The sequence below is a fragment of the Pandoraea pneumonica genome, assembly GCF_902459645.1.
Classification (GTDB): domain Bacteria; phylum Pseudomonadota; class Gammaproteobacteria; order Burkholderiales; family Burkholderiaceae; genus Pandoraea; species Pandoraea pneumonica.
This window is the reverse complement of record NZ_CABPSK010000003.1, coordinates 237,156-255,715: the sequence shown is the minus strand read 5'-3', so window position 1 is coordinate 255,715 and position 18,560 is coordinate 237,156. Positions and strand designations below refer to the sequence as shown.

At 62.1% G+C, this 18,560-nt stretch carries 19 protein-coding genes; 6 read left to right on the top strand and 13 right to left on the bottom strand.

From position 1 onward, the window contains the following. Positions 1–64: 64 nt before the first annotated feature. Together PPN31114_RS16625 and plsY are read left to right on the top strand one after the other, a co-directional pair. Positions 65–3,097, top strand: a complete 3,033-nt coding sequence (locus PPN31114_RS16625; RefSeq protein ID WP_150680632.1) for a hybrid sensor histidine kinase/response regulator — start codon at positions 65–67, stop codon at positions 3,095–3,097. A gap of 39 nt (positions 3,098–3,136) precedes the next feature. Next, positions 3,137–3,739 carry a glycerol-3-phosphate 1-O-acyltransferase PlsY gene (plsY, locus tag PPN31114_RS16620; protein ID WP_150680631.1) on the top strand — a complete coding sequence of 201 codons (603 nt, stop codon included), beginning with the start codon at positions 3,137–3,139 and terminating at the stop codon, positions 3,737–3,739. A gap of 81 nt (positions 3,740–3,820) precedes the next feature. Here the strand turns inward: plsY and PPN31114_RS16615 are convergent, their stop codons facing one another. Beyond that, the gene (locus tag PPN31114_RS16615) at positions 3,821–4,306 is read right to left on the bottom strand and encodes a YajQ family cyclic di-GMP-binding protein (protein ID WP_150680630.1); all 486 of its coding nucleotides are present in this window, start codon (positions 4,304–4,306) and stop codon (positions 3,821–3,823) included. 239 nt (positions 4,307–4,545) lie between these two features. Here PPN31114_RS16615 and murB point away from each other — a divergent pair, with 239 nt between their 5' ends. Beyond that, on the top strand, positions 4,546–5,562 hold the full coding sequence (gene murB, locus PPN31114_RS16610) for a UDP-N-acetylmuramate dehydrogenase (protein WP_150680629.1): 1,017 nt from the start codon (positions 4,546–4,548) through the stop codon (positions 5,560–5,562). On the opposite strand, the gene PPN31114_RS16605 is transcribed toward murB, so the two are convergent. The 3 genes from PPN31114_RS16605 to argF form a co-directional block, all read right to left on the bottom strand. Then, positions 5,552–6,994: a patatin-like phospholipase family protein gene (locus tag PPN31114_RS16605; RefSeq protein WP_246182603.1), complete on the bottom strand. Its 1,443-nt coding sequence runs from the start codon at positions 6,992–6,994 to the stop codon at positions 5,552–5,554. The two genes, murB and PPN31114_RS16605, sit on opposite strands and share 11 nt — an antisense overlap. 86 nt (positions 6,995–7,080) lie before the next feature. Continuing rightward, entirely contained in the window at positions 7,081–7,404 is a 324-nt protein-coding gene (gene ppnP / locus PPN31114_RS16600) for a pyrimidine/purine nucleoside phosphorylase (protein ID WP_058375832.1), read from the bottom strand. Positions 7,405–7,670: 266 nt separating this feature from the next. Beyond that, the gene (gene argF, locus PPN31114_RS16595) at positions 7,671–8,597 is read right to left on the bottom strand and encodes an ornithine carbamoyltransferase (RefSeq protein ID WP_150680628.1); all 927 of its coding nucleotides are present in this window, start codon (positions 8,595–8,597) and stop codon (positions 7,671–7,673) included. A gap of 335 nt (positions 8,598–8,932) precedes the next feature. On the opposite strand from argF, the gene PPN31114_RS16590 reads away from it, so the two are divergent. Continuing rightward, complete coding sequence (locus tag PPN31114_RS16590; protein ID WP_150680627.1) at positions 8,933–9,244, top strand: DUF3579 domain-containing protein; 312 nt, start codon at positions 8,933–8,935, stop codon at positions 9,242–9,244. A gap of 285 nt (positions 9,245–9,529) precedes the next feature. Here PPN31114_RS16590 and rpsT read toward each other — a convergent pair whose 3' ends face one another. Then, entirely contained in the window at positions 9,530–9,802 is a 273-nt protein-coding gene (gene rpsT / locus PPN31114_RS16585; protein ID WP_039367301.1) for a 30S ribosomal protein S20, read from the bottom strand. A 135-nt stretch (positions 9,803–9,937) separates the two neighbouring features. Here rpsT and murJ point away from each other — a divergent pair, with 135 nt between their 5' ends. Together murJ and PPN31114_RS16575 are read left to right on the top strand one after the other, a co-directional pair. Continuing rightward, positions 9,938–11,533: a murein biosynthesis integral membrane protein MurJ gene (gene murJ, locus PPN31114_RS16580; protein ID WP_425325285.1), complete on the top strand. Its 1,596-nt coding sequence runs from the start codon at positions 9,938–9,940 to the stop codon at positions 11,531–11,533. 24 nt (positions 11,534–11,557) lie between these two features. After that, positions 11,558–12,424 (top strand): SirB1 family protein, encoded by an 867-nt coding sequence (locus PPN31114_RS16575; RefSeq protein WP_150680625.1) that lies wholly within the window; start codon positions 11,558–11,560, stop codon positions 12,422–12,424. A gap of 113 nt (positions 12,425–12,537) precedes the next feature. Here the strand turns inward: PPN31114_RS16575 and PPN31114_RS16570 are convergent, their stop codons facing one another. From PPN31114_RS16570 to PPN31114_RS16535, 8 genes are all read right to left on the bottom strand, one after another. Further along, the gene (locus PPN31114_RS16570) at positions 12,538–13,032 is read right to left on the bottom strand and encodes an Mpo1 family 2-hydroxy fatty acid dioxygenase (protein ID WP_150680624.1); all 495 of its coding nucleotides are present in this window, start codon (positions 13,030–13,032) and stop codon (positions 12,538–12,540) included. Between the two features lie 176 nt (positions 13,033–13,208). Then, entirely contained in the window at positions 13,209–13,967 is a 759-nt protein-coding gene (locus tag PPN31114_RS16565) for an SDR family NAD(P)-dependent oxidoreductase (protein ID WP_150680623.1), read from the bottom strand. A 115-nt stretch (positions 13,968–14,082) separates the two neighbouring features. Next, positions 14,083–14,748 carry an adenylate kinase gene (gene adk, locus PPN31114_RS16560; protein ID WP_150680622.1) on the bottom strand — a complete coding sequence of 222 codons (666 nt, stop codon included), beginning with the start codon at positions 14,746–14,748 and terminating at the stop codon, positions 14,083–14,085. 317 nt (positions 14,749–15,065) lie between these two features. Next, positions 15,066–15,848, bottom strand: coding sequence for a 3-deoxy-manno-octulosonate cytidylyltransferase (gene kdsB, locus PPN31114_RS16555; protein ID WP_150680621.1), 783 nt, complete (start codon positions 15,846–15,848; stop codon positions 15,066–15,068). Further along, positions 15,845–16,051 (bottom strand): Trm112 family protein, encoded by a 207-nt coding sequence (locus PPN31114_RS16550; protein ID WP_150680620.1) that lies wholly within the window; start codon positions 16,049–16,051, stop codon positions 15,845–15,847. The genes kdsB and PPN31114_RS16550 overlap by 4 nt, the downstream gene beginning before the upstream one ends. After that, positions 16,032–17,135 (bottom strand): tetraacyldisaccharide 4'-kinase, encoded by a 1,104-nt coding sequence (lpxK, locus tag PPN31114_RS16545; RefSeq protein ID WP_246182640.1) that lies wholly within the window; start codon positions 17,133–17,135, stop codon positions 16,032–16,034. Before lpxK ends, PPN31114_RS16550 begins: the two co-directional genes overlap by 20 nt. Positions 17,136–17,209: 74 nt before the next feature. Further along, on the bottom strand, positions 17,210–17,662 hold the full coding sequence (locus PPN31114_RS16540) for an ExbD/TolR family protein (protein WP_150680618.1): 453 nt from the start codon (positions 17,660–17,662) through the stop codon (positions 17,210–17,212). A 15-nt stretch (positions 17,663–17,677) separates the two neighbouring features. Beyond that, positions 17,678–18,292, bottom strand: a complete 615-nt coding sequence (locus PPN31114_RS16535) for a MotA/TolQ/ExbB proton channel family protein (protein ID WP_150680617.1) — start codon at positions 18,290–18,292, stop codon at positions 17,678–17,680. Positions 18,293–18,560 lie beyond the last annotated feature (268 nt).

Genomic DNA, 18,560 nt, shown 5'->3' with positions numbered 1-18,560 from the left:
CCGACGACATAATTCGCTCGACGCGGGCGTCGCGTCGACGGTGCGCGAGAGCGCAAAGCACGACATGGTTAATCACTCAGGGCAGGGCATGCTCACGCGTCTGCGCCGCTATCACCGCCGGTTGATCTTCGGCGGTGGGGCGGTCATTACGGCGGTGCTGGTGGGCGCGTTTTTCCTCGGCATGGTGTCGACGGTGCATCACCAGTTGATGCGCGAGTACCGCGAGTTGTCGCTGGATCTGGGACGAATCGGCGCCACGCAAGCGCGAGCGATCGTTCAGCAGGTGCAGGCGGGGCAGGCGGTGAAAGCGACACAGGAGGCGCAGGAGGGCGCGTTCGCGTTGTTCGATACGTGGTTCCCGGTGCCGCATTTCGACGGCACATTCCTGCTGGTCGACGACGCACTACGGTTGGTGCAGACAGGCTCACGTCTGGGCGTGGACGAAGCGCTCGTGCAACGCGTTTTGGCCTCAGGCGTGGTGGCCGCCGCGCAGCAAGGCGTGAGCGACGCCTTTCGTGCCGGGGTCTTTACCTTGGCAGTGCCGCTCGCCGACACGGGCTGGTTCGTCATTTATGCACAGCCGTGGCGGCAAGCCGTGAGCAACGTGATGGCGCCGTTCGTGACGGCGGCGGTGACCACGCTCGGCATCGTCGGGCTCATGTGGCTGCTGTTGGTACTGTTCAACCGGCACGTGTTTGCCCCGATGTTCGAACGCTCGGCGCGGCTGTTCGAGGGCGAGCATCTCAGTAGCACGATGATCGATACGGCACCCGTCGGATTGGGCTTGATATCGCTGAGTACTTGCAAGCCGCTGCGTTGCAGCCCGAGCATGACGCTGTGGCTGGAGCAGGCGGCCGATGGTCCGGCATGGTGGATTGCCGATCTCGTCGAAAAGTACACGCGGCGTTCGTCGCCGGGCGGCGCAGTGTGCGAACTCGCCATGACGCTCGCCACGCGCGACGGCGGCGCGGTCGATTTGTCGGTGCGCATGGCACCGGCACGCTATCGGGGCGAGGCCGTGCTAGTCGTGGCCATGACCGACGTCACCGCACGCAAGCGTCTGGAAAAAGATTTACTGGCAGCGCGCCTTGCCGCCGATGCGGCAAACGCCTCGAAGTCCGCATTCCTCGCCGCGATGAGCCACGAAATACGCACGCCGTTGCACGCGATACTCGGCAATCTCGAACTGCTTTCTCATTCGGCGCTTGCGCCGTTGGTGCAGGCGCGCGTGGCGACCGTTAGCGCGGCGTCGGAACAGTTGATGCGCATCATTGCCGACGTCCTCGATTTTTCGAAGATTGAAGCGGGGGAGATGACAATCGAGAACGAGTGCTTCGATGTCGTGCCGATCGTCGAGAAGTCACTCGCGCTTTTCGCTCCGATGGCACACGCGAAGGGGCTGACGTTGCTCTCGCGCTTCGAGACCGACCATATCGTCGTGGCGCAAGTGGTGGGGGACGCCACTCGGTTGTCGCAGGTGTTGAGCAATCTACTCTCGAACGCGGTCAAGTTCACGTCGGAAGGTACCGTCACCCTGCACATCGAAATCGCTGAGCAGTGGCTTGCGCTGCACGTCGAAGACACAGGCATCGGGATTTCGGAGGAAGCGCAAACGCGTGTGTTTGGTCTGTTCTCGCAGGCGGACCCGTCGATTCACCGGCAGTACGGCGGCACTGGCCTGGGGCTGGCACTGTGTCGACGGCTCGTCGATGCGATGGGTGGGAGTCTTTCGATGCGCAGCAGGCTCGGCAGCGGTACGCGTTGCACCGTGAAGCTGGCGTTGGCGGGCTCGGCCATGCCGCATCAAGGACCTGCAACCGCACCCTTCTCGGGTGAGGTCGTCGCGCTTGTGGCGCAGCAGGGCCAGTCGGGGGAGCGCTTGGTATCTCGGTCGGTATCCCATGCCGCATCTCAAACGTTATTTCATACGACAGCCCAGCTCGAAGCCTGGGGGCTGGTGGTTCTGCCTTGCCGTGATGCGGCGAGTCTGAACGACGCTGCATACACGCGTGTGCGCGTGGTCATCGTGATCGGCGATCGCGCGGCGGCGCTCACGCGTGACGCGACGTCGCACGTTGCCTCCGGGGGCTGGATCATCGATTGCCACGCGCAAGGGCCGTTGCAACCCGTGCGCGAAGGCAGGACGGTGCACGTGTCCAGTTACTCCCCTCGCGCGCTGCTCGCCGCATTGAAGTTCGTCCTGCACGCTCAGCAATGGGATGTCGTCGGCGCCGAATCGTTGCCGAGTGCGACGCAGTCCGGCGTTTCGAGAACAGCCAGACCGCTGCGCGTGCTGATTGCGGAAGACTGCAAGGCGAATGGCGTATTGCTCGCCGAGCAATTGGCGACGCTGGGCCACGGCAGTACCTTGGTCGGCGATGGCGGTGCGGCGCTCGATGCACTCTCACGCGCCAGCTTCGATTTGGTGATTACCGATATCGGCATGCCGCACATCGACGGCTATGTGCTCGCCCGCAGCATTCGTTCGCAATGGCCCACGATTCCGGTGGTCGCGCTCACGGCGCATGCGACTCAGGAGGAGCATCGGCGATGTGAAGCCGCCGGGATGCATAAGGTGCTGACCAAACCGCTTTCTCTTACGGGTTTGCGCACCCTCGTCGCGTCAATCGGCACTGATGCGATTGCGCGTGCAACGCACCCAGCACACCCAGCACACGCGGCACACCCGACGCACCCCGCGCATCCGGCGTCTTGGCGCGGCGGTGAGCTGCCGCCCCATGTGCGCGAAGTCTTTCTGGCTGGCACCCGGCAGACGGTCGACGACATCCAGGCCGCATTCGACGCGGGGGATATCCGGCGGCTGCGAGAGCAACTCCATGCGGTGAAGGGCGTCCTCGGGGCGTTTTCGCAACCCACACTCGCCAAGCGTGCCGCAGACATTGACCAGTGCGTCGGTGAGGGTGGGGTGCACGCGCTCGCGTCGACATCGGCGTTGCTTCGTGAATTCATCGGCGGAGTGCGGCGGCTGCTCGACGCAACGCAGGGCGCGGCACACGAGTCCGATGGGCATGGGGACCACCCCGCGCGGGCGCAACCCCGTGTTTGCCAGAATGGGGCGACCGGGCGGGTCAAGTAGAATGGCGGCCATTACAAATCTTCCTCACGCACGAAGTTCATGGCCACTCTGGTTTTTATCGTCCTTGCCTACCTGATCGGCTCGGTGCCGTTCGCGGTGATCGTTAGCCGCACGATGGGCCTCGCAGACCCGCGCAGCTACGGCTCAGGCAACCCGGGCGCGACCAACGTACTGCGTTCGGGCAATAAGAAAGCCGCCGTGCTCACGCTGTTGGGCGACGCGCTCAAGGGCTGGCTCGCCGTCTTCCTCGCAGAGCGTTTTGCCGATGCCTGGGGCGTTGGCGACTTCGGGCTGGCCGCCGTGGCGCTGGCCGTGTTCATCGGCCATCTCTACCCGGTATTCCTGCGTTTCAAGGGCGGTAAGGGCGTGGCGACCGCAGCGGGCGTGCTGATCGCCATCGACCCGATCCTCGGGCTGGCGGTGGGTGCGACCTGGCTCATCATCGCGGTCTTTTTCCGCTATTCGTCGCTGGCGGCGCTGGTGGCAGCCGTGTTTGCACCGCTGTACTACGTGTTCATGTTCGGCTTCGGGCCGTATGCGCCTGCGGTCATCGTCATGGCGATTCTGCTGATCTATCGCCACCGCGGGAATATCGGCAAGCTGATCGCCGGTAAGGAAAGCCGCATCGGGCAGAAGAAGTAACGCTGTCGCAGACGTCATGCTCGTCAAATAAAAAACCCGCAGCGATAACTGCGGGTTTTTTATTGTGTGAAACGACAGCACTTAATCGCGGAAGTTGTTGAAATCCAGCGGCGTGTCGGTCACGTCCTTGCGCAGCAGCGCGATGGCGTTTTGCAGATCGTCGCGCTTGGCGCCGGCGATACGCACGCTGTCGCCCTGAATGCTCGCCTGCACCTTCATCTTGCTGTCCTTGATCAGGCGCACGATCTTCTTGGCCAGATCGCCTTCCACGCCCTTCTTCACTTTGACGACTTGCTTGACCTTGTCGCCACTGATCTTTTCGACCTTGCCGTAGTCGAGAAAGCGCACGTCGACGTTACGCTTGGCCATCTTGCTGATGAGCACCTGCGTGACCTGTTCGAGCTTGAAGTTGTCGTCGGCGAACAGGGTGATCTCCTGCTCCTTGTGCTCGACACGCGAGTCCGACCCCTTGAAGTCGAAACGCGTCGAGATTTCCTTGTTGGCCTGCTCGATGGCGTTCTTGACCTCTACCATGTTGGCTTCGCTAACCACGTCAAACGATGGCATCTGGCTCTCCTGAATTACAAAGGGTTCGTGAAATGGGCGGCTCGCCCCGGTGCAGTGCCGTGTGGCGAACCTGCCGGTGCCGTGCGCAATGGCGCGGGGCAATCCGGGCAGTCCGCGGTACGGCCGGTATAATGCGCAAAATTCTTTCGCCCGACATTGTAATTCAGCCGCCCGTCTCGCATCCATCTCGTAGCTGTCTACGGGGCCGGGGCGGCCGCTGAATAACACCACCACTCTTCATGCTCCAGTTGCAACGCGACGTCAGCCTGCGCGAATTCAATACCTTCGGTCTGCCTGCCACAGCCCGCTACCTCGTCACGATCGATAGCGAAGCGGCGCTGGTGGACGCCCTCGCCATGCCGGAATTGGCGGGTTTGCCGCGTCTGGTGCTCGGTGGCGGCAGCAACGTGGTGCTGACACAAGACTTCGACGGCGTGGTGCTGAAAATGGCGATTCGCCATCGGGAGCGGCTGGCCGACGACGCCCACGCGAGCTATGTGCGCGGCGGGGCAGGCGAGGTCTGGCACGACTTCGTCGGCTGGACGCTCGAACAAGGGTGTCCGGGGCTCGAGAACCTCGCCCTGATTCCCGGCACGCTGGGTGCCGCGCCGATCCAAAACATCGGTGCGTATGGGCTTGAATTGGCCGAGCGTTTCGCCTCGCTGCGTGCGCTCGATACGACGACGGGCGAGTTCGTCACGCTTGAGCGCGACGATTGTGCGTTCGGCTATCGCGATTCGCTGTTCAAGCGTGAACCGGGGCGTTTCATCATCGTGTCGGTCACGTTGCGCCTGCCGCGTCCGTGGCACGCGGTGACCGGATATGCCGATGTCTCGCGTACGTTTGCCGATGCGGGGATCGAATCGCCGAGCGCGGTGCAGATATTCGAAGCCGTGGCCGATATTCGCCGCCGCAAGCTTCCCGATCCGGCTGTGCTTGGGAATGCCGGCAGCTTCTTCAAGAACCCCGTGGTCGATGCGCAGACGTTCGCCGATTTGCGCGACCGCTTTGCGCAGATCGTTGGCTATGCGCAGCCGGACGGCACTTGGAAGGTGGCGGCAGGCTGGCTGATCGATCAGTGCGGCTGGCGCGGCAAGTCGCTGGGCCAAGCGGCGGTGCATGAGCGTCAGGCGCTGGTGCTGGTCAATCGCGGCGGAGCCAGCGGGGCCGATATCGTCGCGCTCGCCAAGGCGGTGCAGGCCAGCGTGCACGAGCGCTTCGGTATCTCGCTCGACCCCGAACCGCTCATGCTTTGATCGACGTGGCATCGGGCAGCCGCTGGAGATAGTCGCGGCGCAAGTCGACCGTGGAGCGTACCCCGACATCGTTGTAATGCTCGTCGAGCCACCGGGCCGCTGCTTCGCGTCCGCGATCGCGCAGCGTCGTCAGAAAGTGCCAGTCGGTCACGAATTTCGTCGACGACGAGAGGTCGTAGAGCTCCTTATCGGCACGAATCGAGTGGATCAGCGGGTATTTCAAACGCTTGCGGAATTCCGGCTTGAGCCAGCCTTCGTCGAGCAGCTTGTGCACGAAGGAGATGGCGCGGAATTCGCGCTGTAGCGATGCGTTGAAGGTGATCTCGTTCACCCGATTCATGATCTGGCCCGGCAGCACAGGCTTCTCTTTGCGCTCGATCGGGTTGATGTGCACGATCAGAATGTCGCTCGTGAGCGTCTCGTAATAGAACGGGTAGAGCGGCGGGTTGCCGAGATAGCCGCCGTCCCAGTAATAATCCTCATCGATCTTCACCGGCTTGAAGAGCCACGGCAGGCAGGCCGACGCCATGGCCACATCGAGCGTGATTTCGTGCGTGCGGAAGATGCGGATGTTGCCCGTGCGAATGTTCGTCGCGGAGACGAATAAGCGAGTGGCCGTACTCTCGCGCAACCGCTCAAAGTCGACCTGTGCTTCGAGTACCGTGCGCAGCGGGTTGATTTCGGCCGTGGGCTGCGAGAACGGCATCATCCACTGCTGCATGCTTTGCATCCAGTCGTGCCACACCGGATATTCGGTCGGCCGACCGTTGAGCCAACTGAAGACGGTTTGCGCCCATGCCGTCGCCGACGACCCGGCCTGCGAGACCCCGAGCCAGAAGCTGTGCAGCGATTCTCGGGCCTTTTCGCGCGGATCGACACCCGGACGATCCAGTAGGCCATGCGCGAGCACCAGCGCGTTCATCGTGCCTGCCGAGGCACCACTGATGCCCTCGAACTCGAGACGCCCGTCTTCGAGCAATTTGTCCAGTACGCCCCACGTGTACGCGCCATGCGCACCGCCGCCTTGCAAGCCGAGATCGATGCCTTTCTTCTTGGCGCTGCCACGACGGCTGCGTGTCGGACGGGTGGTCTTGGCTTTGCTGGCCGTGGCCGCCGCTGATTCGTTGACTGAATCGGTGCTGCCCTTCGTGTCGACCTGACCATTGGGCGTCGCTGGATCGGATTTGCGGGTTCTCGCCTTGATGGGTTTCGCCGGTTTGCCAGATTTCGTCAGCCCGTCGGGCGGCAGCAACGGCACGTCGGTGGGTTCAAGATCGGAGGCGTTGCCGTTCGCATGCGTGGCGGCGGCAGAGGTGGCGGGCGTAGGCCCGGTAGCGCCCGTAGAGGCGATTGGGAGGTTTGGGCCTGACGTGGCCGCAGAAGGGGTGTTGCCGGCAGCGTCGTCGGCAGATTCGGGGGGCAGACGCGACATAGTGAGTAGCGGCGCCGGGCCGCGCTGAACCGGCCGAGAGGGCAACCGCGCGAATCAATCCGTGCGGTTGCGATGCTGGCCGACGGTTAGCCGTAGTGGCAAACGTAATCGAGCGTCTCGACGACCTCGATATCGAACTTGCTGTTGCCCGGCACGGAGAACTGCTCGCCGGCGGCGTATTCCTGCCACTCGGTTTGACCGGCCAGACGAATGCGGCAGCGGCCGCCTGTCACTTCCATGATTTCCGGAGCATCGGTGCCGAAAGCCAGTGTGGCGGGGAAGATCACGCCGAGCGTCTTGCGCGTGCCGTCCGGGAACAGCACGGTGTGCGAGACGCACTTGCCGTCGAAATAGGTATTAGCGCGCTTGATTACGGAAACGTTGTCGAACTGCGTTGCGTTTTGCGTCATGACCGGATGCGGTTTGGATCGGAAGTCGAATGTCCTGCTGCTCGGAAACCTGGGCTTTCCTGGGAATCCCAAGTCATCCGATAGGCAGGTGTGAATTCATGCTAGCACGTTTCATGCGTCGACCCGGGTGACATTTGTGCGATGCACAACGGAATTTGCACCGCAGTGGTGCAAATTCCGAAATGTTCTGACGGGTGACGCGCTCTAGACCGTGTGGCTATGAATGGGTTACTTACTGCGATGAGCTATTGAGACGGACGAAGGCCTTAAACCTTGCCGAGCATCAGGTACTCCATGAGCGCCTTTTGCACGTGCAGACGGTTCTCGGCTTCGTCCCAGACCACGCTTTGCGGGCCGTCGATGACGTCCGCGGACACTTCCTCGCCACGGTGGGCGGGCAGGCAGTGCATGAAGAGCGCGTCGGTTTTGGCTTGCTTCATCAGGTCGGCGTTCACGCACCATTGGGCAAACGCGGCCTTACGCGCTTCGTTCTCGGCTTCGTAACCCATGCTGGTCCACACGTCGGTCGACACGAGGTCGGCACCGTCGCAGGCTTCACGCGGGTCGTCGAATTCACGCACGAACGGACGGCTCGACTCGGCCACCATCGCTTGATCGAGGCGGTAGCCCGGCGGGGTCGAAATATTGACCTGGAAGCCGAAGATCTCGGCGGCCTGAATCCACGTGTACGACATGTTGTTGGCGTCGCCGATCCACGTCACGGTCTTGCCCTTGATCGGGCCGCGATGCTCGTAGTACGTGAAGATGTCGGCGAGTACCTGGCACGGGTGGTACTCGTTGGTCAGGCCGTTGATCACCGGCACGCGCGAATGCTGCGCGAAGCGCTCGATGATCTCCTGACCGAACGTGCGGATCATGATGATGTCGGTCATGCGCGAGATGACCTGGGCGGCGTCTTCGATCGGCTCGCCGCGGCCCAGTTGCGTATCGCGCGTATTCAAGAACACCGCGTGCCCACCCAATTGGTGAATGCCAGCCTCGAACGACAGGCGGGTGCGGGTCGAGCTCTTCTCGAAGATCATCGCCAGCGTGCGGTCGTGCAGCGGGTGATATGTCTCGTAGTTCTTGAATTTTTTCTTGAGGATACGGGTGCGCTCGAGGACGTAGTCGTACTCATCGAGTGTCAGATCCGAAAATTGAAGGTAATGCTTGATGGGTTTGGCGGTGGTCATTTGGATGTTCTGCAGGAGGCCGAGAATCGGGGGATCACATGATCGAGAGACCCGGCGGGAACTCGCCCGCTATCGGCGCGACGAACAAGCCTTAAGGCCCGCCCCCCCACTTGGAGGAGCAGACCCCTAGTCTACCAAATCGTTTTGCCGTCACACGAAAAGCGTATGATCGACACCGCTGCGGCACAGCCCGGAAGGGCTGGCAAGACCGAAAAAAACATTTGCGGCAACGGTGGGGAGACAGGTTTGAGTCTTATATAAGATATAATACTGGCTCTGTCAGCAACGCTACCCGCGTATGGCTGTCCAGGTGTTTTTTGAGGTGATTGAGCGATATGACCGACCAGGTTTCCGCGCGCGAGTATTTCATCCAGGGTCTGACCCGGGGTGGCAAGAAGTTCCGGCCGAGTGACTGGGCGGAACGTCTGTGCGGCGCCGTGTCGTTCTGTGGCCGGGGTACCGGTCCGAACGCATACATGCAGTACTCCCCCTATGTGCGCCCGATTATGGTGGGTGACGTCAAATGCGTCGTCGTTGACGAGCGGCTGCGCGAAATCGAACCCATGGCGTTCGATTTCGTCATGAATTTCGCCCGCGACAACGATCTGCAACTGACCGAAGCCTGCTTCGTTCCCGACGTAAAGTAATTCCCTTCCGTAGCAACCCCCTCCAGTTCCCCCTTGGCCGATCCTCTTCGGCCAGACGTGAGTGCCGGGCCTTTGGCCCTACTCACCGTCGATCTGTTGCTTTCCCGTTTTGATTGTTGAAACTCTTGGCTGTGCGAGCGTCACGCGAGTGATTGGCGACGTGCAGATGGGGGCTCGTTTGAGTACTCCGAGCGACGCCCAATAGAAAAAAGCCCGCATAAAGCGGGCTTTTTAGTGTCCCGACCGTAGTCGGAACCGGCAAGCAACTTGTAGTGCTTCGCTACCTTAGGCAGCAGCCGACATCGCCTTGATGGCGGCCGACAGGCGGCTCTTTTGACGAGCAGCGGTGTTCTTGTGAACGATCTTCTTGTCAGCGATGATGTCGATCGTCTTTGCCGAAGTGCGCAGCACTTCCTTGGCAGCAGCCTGATCGCCAGCAGCGATGGCCTTACGGACAGCCTTAACAGCCGTACGCAGACGCGAACGCAGCGCCGAGTTGTGAGCGTTGATCTTAACGGTTTGACGCGCGCGCTTGCGTGCTTGTGCGGTATTTGCCATGTTCGGTGAATTCCTTGAATTGCTCCGCCTGATGCGGCTTTCTATGCAGTTTGGCTCGGCTCCCTGGGAGACACGGTGGCCAGGAAGCAATCCATTGACTTCGAAACCGTCGATTATAGCCGAAGGCCAACGGAAATTGCAACGTCTTTGCTGCATTGCTGTGCGTATAATACGCGCAACATGAATTTGCTAAAAGCTCTCGCTACGGTCAGCGGTTTTACGATGCTCTCGCGCATCACCGGGCTGATCCGTGAAATTCTCATTGCGCGCATGTTCGGGGCCGGTCCGATGACCGACGCCTATAACGTGGCGTTCCGCATTCCCAATCTTTTGCGGCGCTTGTCCGCAGAAGGGGCGTTTTCGCAAGCATTCGTGCCAATTCTGGCCGAATTCAAGACGCAACGAAGCGCCGAAGAGACCAAAACACTGGTCGATTCCGTCACGACAGTCCTCTTCTGGGTGCTGCTCTCGATCACGATTGCCGGGGTGCTCGGCGCGTCCGGCGTGGTTTTCGCGGTCGCCACGGGCTTGTCGCACGACAACGGCACGTTCGACGCTGCCGTTTTCATGACGCGCGTCATGTTCCCGTACATCACCCTGATCTCGATCACGACGCTCGCCGCCGGGGTGCTCAATACCTGGCGCCAGTTCTCGGTACCCGCGTTCGCGCCGGTGCTGCTCAACGTCAGCTCGATCGTCGCATCGCTGTGGGTGGCGCCGCACCTCGAAACGCCGGTCTACGCGCTGGCTTACGCCGTCATCGTCGGCGGTATTCTGCAACTGCTCATTCAATTGCCCGCGCTTGCTCGCATTGGCATGGTGCCGCGCATCACGATCAATATCGTGGCCGCGCTTCGCAACCCCGGGGTGAAGCGGGTGCTGGCGAAGATGGTGCCGGCCACGCTGGCCGTGTCGGTCGCGCAGGTCAGCCTGATCATCAATACGAATATTGCGTCGCGGCTCGCCCAAGGCAGTGTGTCGTGGCTGGCCTACGCCGACCGCCTGATGGAGTTTCCGACGGCGTTGCTTGGCGTCGCGTTGGGGACGATTCTGTTGCCGAGCTTGTCGCGCGCGCATGCCGACGGCGACGGTGCCGAATACTCCGCATTGCTCGACTGGGGGCTGCGTCTGACGTTTTTGCTGGCGATGCCCAGCGCCGTGGGGCTGTTCGTCTACGCGGAACCGCTCACCGCCACGCTGTATCAATATGGCCGGTTCGACGCGACCGACGTGGTGATGACGGCCCATGCGCTCACCGCCTATGGTGTCGGGCTGGTTGGCCTGATTCTGATCAAAATTCTGGCCCCTGGCTTCTATGCCAAGCAGGACATCAAAACGCCGGTGAAGATTGCCATCGTGGTATTGATTGCCACGCAGTTGTCGAACCTGCTGTTTGTGCGCTGGTTTGCGCACGCGGGTTTGTCGCTGTCGATCGGTGTGGGCGCTTGTATGAATGCGGCGCTGCTTTTCGCGGGGCTTTATAAGCGAGGCATCTACCGTCCCGCGCCCGGTTGGAAGCTATTTTTTGTTCAGTTGTTGGCTGCCTGTCTGATTCTCGCGGGCGTGTTGCTCTGGTTCACGCAAAGTTTCGACTGGGTTGCCTTGGGGGCACGGCCGCTGGCGCGTATCGCGCTGCTGGGCGCGAGTCTGGTGCTATGCGCCGTGGTGTATTTCGGCGCATTATTCCTCATGGGTTTCAATTTCTCGTTCTTCCGACGTCGTACGAACTGACGCGGCAGAACCTACGGGTGCCGCATGGCGAATCGCTTTCTCGAGTACTTTGCAGCACTAGTGGCGTCCGATGACGGCCTGCCGCTCACCGAGGCGGCGATCGCCATCGCGCAGGACGTCTATCCCGATCTCGACGTGCAGGACACGCTCACGCAAATCGACGCGTTTGCTGCGCGCTTGTCCAAACGTCTGCCGCAGGACGCCGGGCCGTTGCAAAAGCTGCAACTGCTCGATCATTTCTTCTTCCGCGAACTCGGCTTCTCCGCGAATCAGAACGACTACTACGATCCCGATAACAGCCATCTGCACATCGTGCTGGACCGGCGTCGCGGCATCCCGATTTCGCTTGCGGTTCTATGCATGGAAATCGGTCATCAGATTGGGCTGCCGTTGCGCGGCTTGTCGTTCCCCGGGCACTTTCTGTTGCGCCTGGCGGTACCGGCTGGCGACGTGGTGATCGATCCGTTGTCCGGCAATTCGCTCTCGCCGCAGCGATTGCTCGAAATGGTCGAGCCTTATTTGAAGCACTACCGCGACGAGAGCGCCGAGCCGATTCAGGAATTGGCGCTATGGGCGCTGTTGCATCCGTTCCTGGAGCCAGCGACGCCGCGCGAAATTCTCGCGCGCATGCTTCGGAATTTGCGGGCGATCTATACGCAGAACGAGCGGTGGGAGCGATTGCTCGCGGTGCAAGAGCGGATGGTGTTGGTGCTGCCCGATCAACCGATCGAGAAGCGCGATCGCGGTTTGGCCTATGCGAGACTTAACCTCGTGCGCCCCGCGCAGGACGACCTTGAGTTTTATCTGAGCAAACGTCCCGACGCGGAAGACGCCGATGCGATCCGGCAAGTGCTCGACGATCTGAGCCGTCGGCCCGGCAGCCACGGATGAGTGCGGCGCGTGTCGCGGATGGTGCGGCTAGGTCCGCAACGTTGATCTGAACGAAGTCCACAAAGCAAAACGCCAGCCTCGTCGGCTGGCGTTTTTGTTTCTGGCGCGGCGAATCACGCCGGTTCTGCTGCCAGTTCTTCCACCCGGCGCCGTAGACCCGGTTTGTAGCCGAAGTAGAAAAACACTTCCGCCATCAGGAACATCGGCGCTATAAAAATTTGGAAGAGATTGTCGAGTAGCGCGGGCTTGCGGCCTTCGAAGTGATGCCCGATCAACTGAATGATCCAGCCGCCAACGAAGAGCAGGCCAAACGCGGTCAGTGCCCACGGCCACGGCAGTCGCGCCAGATGTTGCGTCACGGCGAGCATGACGGCGAAAAATGCCGTCATGGCGAGTGCGAGGGGGACATCGAGCAGGAAGTAGTACATCAGCAGGACCAGCACGATCACATGCGTGGCATTCAGTCCGCTCGGCCCTAGCGGTATCCACGAGAACGCTTGCATCACCGCGAGGATGATCATGGGAACGCCGAAGAAATGCGTGAGACGATTCTTGGGACTGCGGTGATAGCGCTGATAAAACGACATCTGTTGCGCCAGTGATTTCATGCCAGCCTCCTGCCTCGGGGGACGGGGGGAACACGCGGGGCCGGCGACTCACCGGCATCGGAGTGGGCCGCAGATTGCGGCCCGGCTTTCATTGTAGTCATACTCGGCACGGCAAATTGCTGCGATGCGGCAAAGTGTCTCGATGCGCCTTTCAGACGCTATTTTGCCTAAGCGGCTTATTTGGGTTGCATGCGAATGGCGCCGTCTAGTCGGATGACCTCGCCGTTGAGCATGGGGTTGCGCACGATCTGCTCGACGAGCATGGCGTATTCGGACGGCTTACCCAGACGCGGCGGAAACGGCACCATTTGCCCGAGCGACGCCTGCACTTCGGGCGGCATGGCCAGCATCATCGGCGTCTCGAAGATACCCGGTGCAATGGTCATCACGCGGATGCCGCTGCGCGACAAGTCTCTTGCGACTGGCAGTGTCAGACTTGCCACGCCGCCTTTGGACGCCGCATAAGCCGCTTGCCCCATCTGACCGTCGTACGCCGCCACGGATGCCGTGTTCACGACCACGCCGCGCTCGCCTTCGCCATTTGGTTCGCTTTGGCTCATGGCCGTGGCGGCCAGACGGATCATGTTGAACGTGCCGATCAGATTGATCTGGATGACACGGGAGAACGTGTCGAGGGGATGCGGGCCGTCGCGTCCGACAGTTTTGCTGCCGATGGCGATACCGGCGCAATTGATGAGGCCGCGCAAGGTGCCGAGCGTTTGCGCGGCGGCCACGGCCGCTTTGCCGTCGTCCTCACGCGTGACGTCGCACTTGATGAACTTGCCGCCGAGCTTTTCGGCCAGCGCCTCGCCTTCGGCGACATTGACGTCGGCCAGCGTGACTTTCGCGCCCAAGCCGGCCAGCCAGCGCGCGGCGGCGGCGCCAAGCCCCGAGGCGCCACCGGTGATCAGAAACACATTGCCCTGAATTTCCATGCGTCATCCTCCTGAGGCAAAAAAGGCGGCCCAGTTTGCACTGGCCGCCTTTTTCTATTGCGTCATTTGCGCCGAACGTCAACCGATAGGGATGAGGCGCGGCGCATCGTCGCGCTTACTTCAGTGCGTCGAACACGCGCGCGCGGATTTCGTCCACGCTGCCCTGGCCCGAGATCTTGCGATACTGCGGGGCCTCGACGATCGCGCCGGGGCTGCCATGCTTGGCCCAGTCCGAATAGTAGGCCACGAGCGGCTTGGTTTGCGATTCGTACACGGCCAGACGCTTCTTGACCGTCTCTTCCTTGTCATCGTCGCGTTGCACCAGCGGCTCGCCGGTCACGTCGTCATGACCTTCGACCTTGGGCGGGTTGAACTTGACGTGGTACGTGCGACCCGATGCCGGGTGCGTGCGGCGACCGCTCATACGCGTGATGATTTCATCGAACGGCACGTCGATTTCGAGCACGAAATCGATGGCGACGCCGGCTTTCTTCATCGCTTCGGCTTGCGCGATGGTGCGCGGGAAGCCGTCGAAGAGGTAACCGTTCTTGCAATCGTCGGCGGTCAGGCGTTCGCGGACCATGCCGATGATCACGTCGTCCGGCACGAGATCGCCTGCGTCCATAAAACGCTTGGCTTCAAGACCGAGCTGGGTGCCTTCCTTGATCGCGGCGCGCAACATGTCGCCGGTCGAGATTTGCGGGATGCCGAATTTTTCTTTGATGAACGTTGCTTGGGTGCCCTTGCCGGCCCCGGGTGCCCCCAACAAAATCAGACGCATCGATGACTCCTGAAAGTTTGTGATTTGTGAATGCTGTGCGTGCGGCAGGCAGGATCGACTCCGGGTTTTGCGTGGGCGTGCGGGGCGTTGACCGGCACGCGACACGGCGCGCAGGCGTCGCGCTCGGCAGGGGCGCGGCGCGCGCGACCGGAGGTCTGCTCGCGAGAATCAGAGCGATTATGCCACGACGTGCCCGCCCGTCGGCGTTTTGCGGGATTGCATCGATCCTGTCAGTGCAATTTCCGGGACAAGCGTCGGGATGATCACAGCGACGAGCGGCGGGACCGGCTGGGCCGGTCGCCGCGTCGGTGTCAATCTCAGTCGCGCAGCAATGCGCGTACGCGTTCGAGATCTTCGGCTGTGTCGACGCCCGGCAACGGCGCGTCATCCGTCACGAGCACGGCGATACGCTCGCCATGCCATAACGCGCGCAATTGTTCGAGCGATTCGGCGGTTTCGAGAGGTGCCTGCGCCAAGCTCGGATAGCTGCGCAGGAACTTGGCGCGGTAGGCATACAGCCCGATGTGCCGGTACACCGGCGTCGTTGCGGCAGGCAACGTAGCGACATCGGTCAAACCTGCGGACCACGCGTCGCGCGACCACGGAATGGGCGCGCGTGAAAAATAGAGCGCTCGGCTATGCGCATCGAGCACGACCTTAACGACGTTCGGCGAAAAAATCTCGGCGTTGTCGGTGATCGGATGCGCGGCTGTCGACAAGGCGCATTCCGGGTGCTCGGCGAGGTGACCCGCAACGGCATGCACCAGACGCGGGTCGATCAGCGGCTCGTCGCCTTGCACATTGACGACGATGGTGTCGTCGGCCCAGCCTTGCTGCACGGCCACTTCGGCGAGGCGGTCGGTGCCGGTCGGGTGATCGGCGCGCGTGAGCACCACGTCGAATCCGTGAGCCGCCACCGCGTCGACGACGCTTTGCGAGTCGGTGGCGACAACGACTTGTCGTGCCCCCGATTCACGGGCGCGCTCGGCGACGCGCACCACCATCGGCTTGCCGCCGATGTCGGCAAGCGGCTTATTCGGCAGGCGCGTCGAAGCCAGACGCGCCGGCACCACGGCAACAAAATCAGTCACAGCGCTCACGATCCGGACTTATCGTCGGAGAGCGGCACCGGCGTGCCTTCGACGGACTGGCGTGCTTCGTCGGCCAGCATGACGGGGATGCCGTCACGAATGGGGTACGCGAGCTTATCGGCGTGGCAAATCAGTTCCTGGGCTTTCTTGTCGTACTCCAGGGGGCCCTTGCACAACGGGCAGACGAGAATCTCAAACAGTCGGGTGTCCACGCAATTTCTCCACTACCAGGGATACCAGGCGCGCATCGAGCGCCGCCTCGGCGGGTACGGCCCACACACGTGGGTCGGACCAGGTGAGGCATTTTACTGCATCCTTTTCAGTAATCAGGATGGCACCGGCCGCGACTCCGTCGAACGGATTGGTCGCGAAATCGTAATGATCGGGCAGCGGCAGCGTCTCGATGGTCAGACCGGCCGCGCGCAGCGCTGCGAAGAAGCGCTCGGGTGCGCCAATGCCCGCTGCGGCGAGAATGCGGCGCGGGGCCGGGGACGTCGGTGCCGTTGTAGTTGCTGCCGCGGCTGTTGCTGCTGCCATCGCCACCGAAGACGTCGTTGCGCCGTTACCCGCAGCGAAGTGAGCCAGCGGGCGCGAGAGCGAAGGCTGGCTGACGCACCACGCATCGCCCAGTGCGAGCGTCAGGCGCCAGGTGTTGGGCCAATCGGGTAGTGTCTTGCCGTACGGATCGTTGATGAGGTTCGCATCGCGCTGGCGGGATAACGGCTCGCGCAGTGGTCCGGCCGGTAGCAAAAAGCCATTGCCGCCTAACCGATGGTCGAATACCGCGATCTCGACGTCGCGCGCTAAAGCGTAATGCTGAAGACCGTCGTCACAAACGATCACATCGCATTCCGGATGCGCTGCCAGCAGTGCTCGCCCGCCTTCGACGCGGGCTGGCCACACCCAGACGGGGGCGCCAGTGCGTTTGGCGATGAGCAGGGGTTCGTCGCCGACGTCTTCCGGGCGCGATGTCTCACGTACTTCCGTGGGGCTCGACAGCCGTGCACCGTAGCCTCGCGAGAGCACGCCGGGGGAATAGCCCCGTTGGCGCAGTGCGGCTACCAACGCGATAACGGTGGGCGTCTTACCGGTGCCACCGACGGTGAGGTTACCCACCACGACGACCGGCACTGGCAGGCGAGTCGAGGTTTTCCAACCGCGCCGGAAACCTAGACGCCGCCAGGCGGCGATACCCGCGAAGATCCACGACAGCGGCCATAACAGCCAGGCCGCGACCCCGCGCCGTTGCCATTGCGCACTGACCCAATGCACCAGCGATCCAGACAGACGCGGCACCAACGCGCGGGCACGGGTGCCCGAAACGCTATCGTTGCCACGGCGGGCGTGTGGGTCAGGGGAGGCCGGTGCCGTCATCGGGCGGGCTTGCCGTTTGCGTTGTTCGAGCGGGCAGCGAACGTCAGACGCGACAGGCCAGCCTCACGCGCGGCTTCCATTACGTTGATGACGGATTGATGGGTGCTCTTCGCGTCCGCATTGATGATGATGACCGGCGGTTCTGCCCCGGCACTCTGCGAACCGGCTGCCTGACGCAGTGCACCCGTCAGGCTAGCCACATCGCGTTGGCCGAGCGCTTGCCGGTCGATGGCATAACTGCCGTCCGCGCCGACCGACACCACGATCTGACGCGGCGGTACGACAGCCTTTTCAGCGTCGGCCGTCGGCAGATTGACCTTGAGCGCGGTATAGCGCGTATAGGTCGTGGTGATCATCAGGAAGATGAGAATGACGAGCAGCACGTCGATGAGCGGGATCAGATTGATCTCCGGCTCGTCGCGCGTTGTCAGGCCTCGACGGAAGTTCATCGTGCGCCTCGCCGGTCAGTGCCGCGGCAGCGTGGCATCGAGGAAATGGACCGCCTGCGTTTCCAGTTCGACGAGAAACGCATCGACGCGCGTGCGGTAGTACCGGTAGAAGATCATCGCGGGAATGGCAATCATCAGACCGAAGCCGGTGTTGTACAGCGCGACGGAAATACCGTGGGCCAACTGGGCGGGGTCGGTGCCGGTCGCGTCTTGTGAGCCGAAAATCTCGATCATGCCCACGACCGTACCGAACAACCCCATGAGCGGCGCCACCGAGGCGATGGTGCCAAGCGCCGGCAGAAAGCGCTCGAGCTCGTGGGCGACGGCGCGGCCGGTTTCTTCCAGCGCTTCCTTAGCCCCGTCGCGCGGTCCCTGCGGATTGTGGGCGACGTAGCGCACACCGGTAGCCAGCACCCGGCCCAGCAACGAACCACGTGCGAGCGCTTCGGTCGCCTCGTGTTTGGCCGGTGCGCGGCGCGCGAGCGTAATGGCATTTTCGAGCACGCCGCTGGGCAGCACGCGTGCGCGGCGCAACGACAGGGCACGCTCGACAATCAGAGCGAGCGCGATGACGGATGCGATGAGAAGTGGCCAGATGGGCCAGCCGGCGGCCTGGATGACGGCGAACAAAGACGACCTCTTGCTTGTTGCGGGGATGGGCAAACGAGTCCGCACTGTAGCGTGCAGGGTGGGGATGGGCAAGCACCGTTTTCCACATCTGACGAGCACAAGGATGTGGACAACCTTGGGATACTTTTTGCAAGTCGTTGAGCGCAAGGCGGTTTTTGGTTCGTGATGAAAAAATGAGCAATAAAAGGTTTCAGATATGAACACCACCGCAAACTCGCAAATCCCAAAATCTATTGAACAGCCTGTGGATAACTTTGTGCACATGTCC

Coding starts and splice junctions, on each gene's coding strand:
- PPN31114_RS16625 (WP_150680632.1), top strand. CDS start 65: ATGGTTAATCACTCAGGGCAGGGCATGCTCACGCGTCTGCGCCGCTAT.
- plsY (WP_150680631.1), top strand. CDS start 3,137: ATGGCCACTCTGGTTTTTATCGTCCTTGCCTACCTGATCGGCTCGGTG.
- PPN31114_RS16615 (WP_150680630.1), bottom strand. CDS start 4,306: ATGCCATCGTTTGACGTGGTTAGCGAAGCCAACATGGTAGAGGTCAAG.
- murB (WP_150680629.1), top strand. CDS start 4,546: ATGCTCCAGTTGCAACGCGACGTCAGCCTGCGCGAATTCAATACCTTC.
- PPN31114_RS16605 (WP_246182603.1), bottom strand. CDS start 6,994: ATGTCGCGTCTGCCCCCCGAATCTGCCGACGACGCTGCCGGCAACACC.
- ppnP (WP_058375832.1), bottom strand. CDS start 7,404: ATGACGCAAAACGCAACGCAGTTCGACAACGTTTCCGTAATCAAGCGC.
- argF (WP_150680628.1), bottom strand. CDS start 8,597: ATGACCACCGCCAAACCCATCAAGCATTACCTTCAATTTTCGGATCTG.
- PPN31114_RS16590 (WP_150680627.1), top strand. CDS start 8,933: ATGACCGACCAGGTTTCCGCGCGCGAGTATTTCATCCAGGGTCTGACC.
- rpsT (WP_039367301.1), bottom strand. CDS start 9,802: ATGGCAAATACCGCACAAGCACGCAAGCGCGCGCGTCAAACCGTTAAG.
- PPN31114_RS16575 (WP_150680625.1), top strand. CDS start 11,558: ATGGCGAATCGCTTTCTCGAGTACTTTGCAGCACTAGTGGCGTCCGAT.
- PPN31114_RS16570 (WP_150680624.1), bottom strand. CDS start 13,032: ATGAAATCACTGGCGCAACAGATGTCGTTTTATCAGCGCTATCACCGC.
- PPN31114_RS16565 (WP_150680623.1), bottom strand. CDS start 13,967: ATGGAAATTCAGGGCAATGTGTTTCTGATCACCGGTGGCGCCTCGGGG.
- adk (WP_150680622.1), bottom strand. CDS start 14,748: ATGCGTCTGATTTTGTTGGGGGCACCCGGGGCCGGCAAGGGCACCCAA.
- PPN31114_RS16540 (WP_150680618.1), bottom strand. CDS start 17,662: ATGAACTTCCGTCGAGGCCTGACAACGCGCGACGAGCCGGAGATCAAT.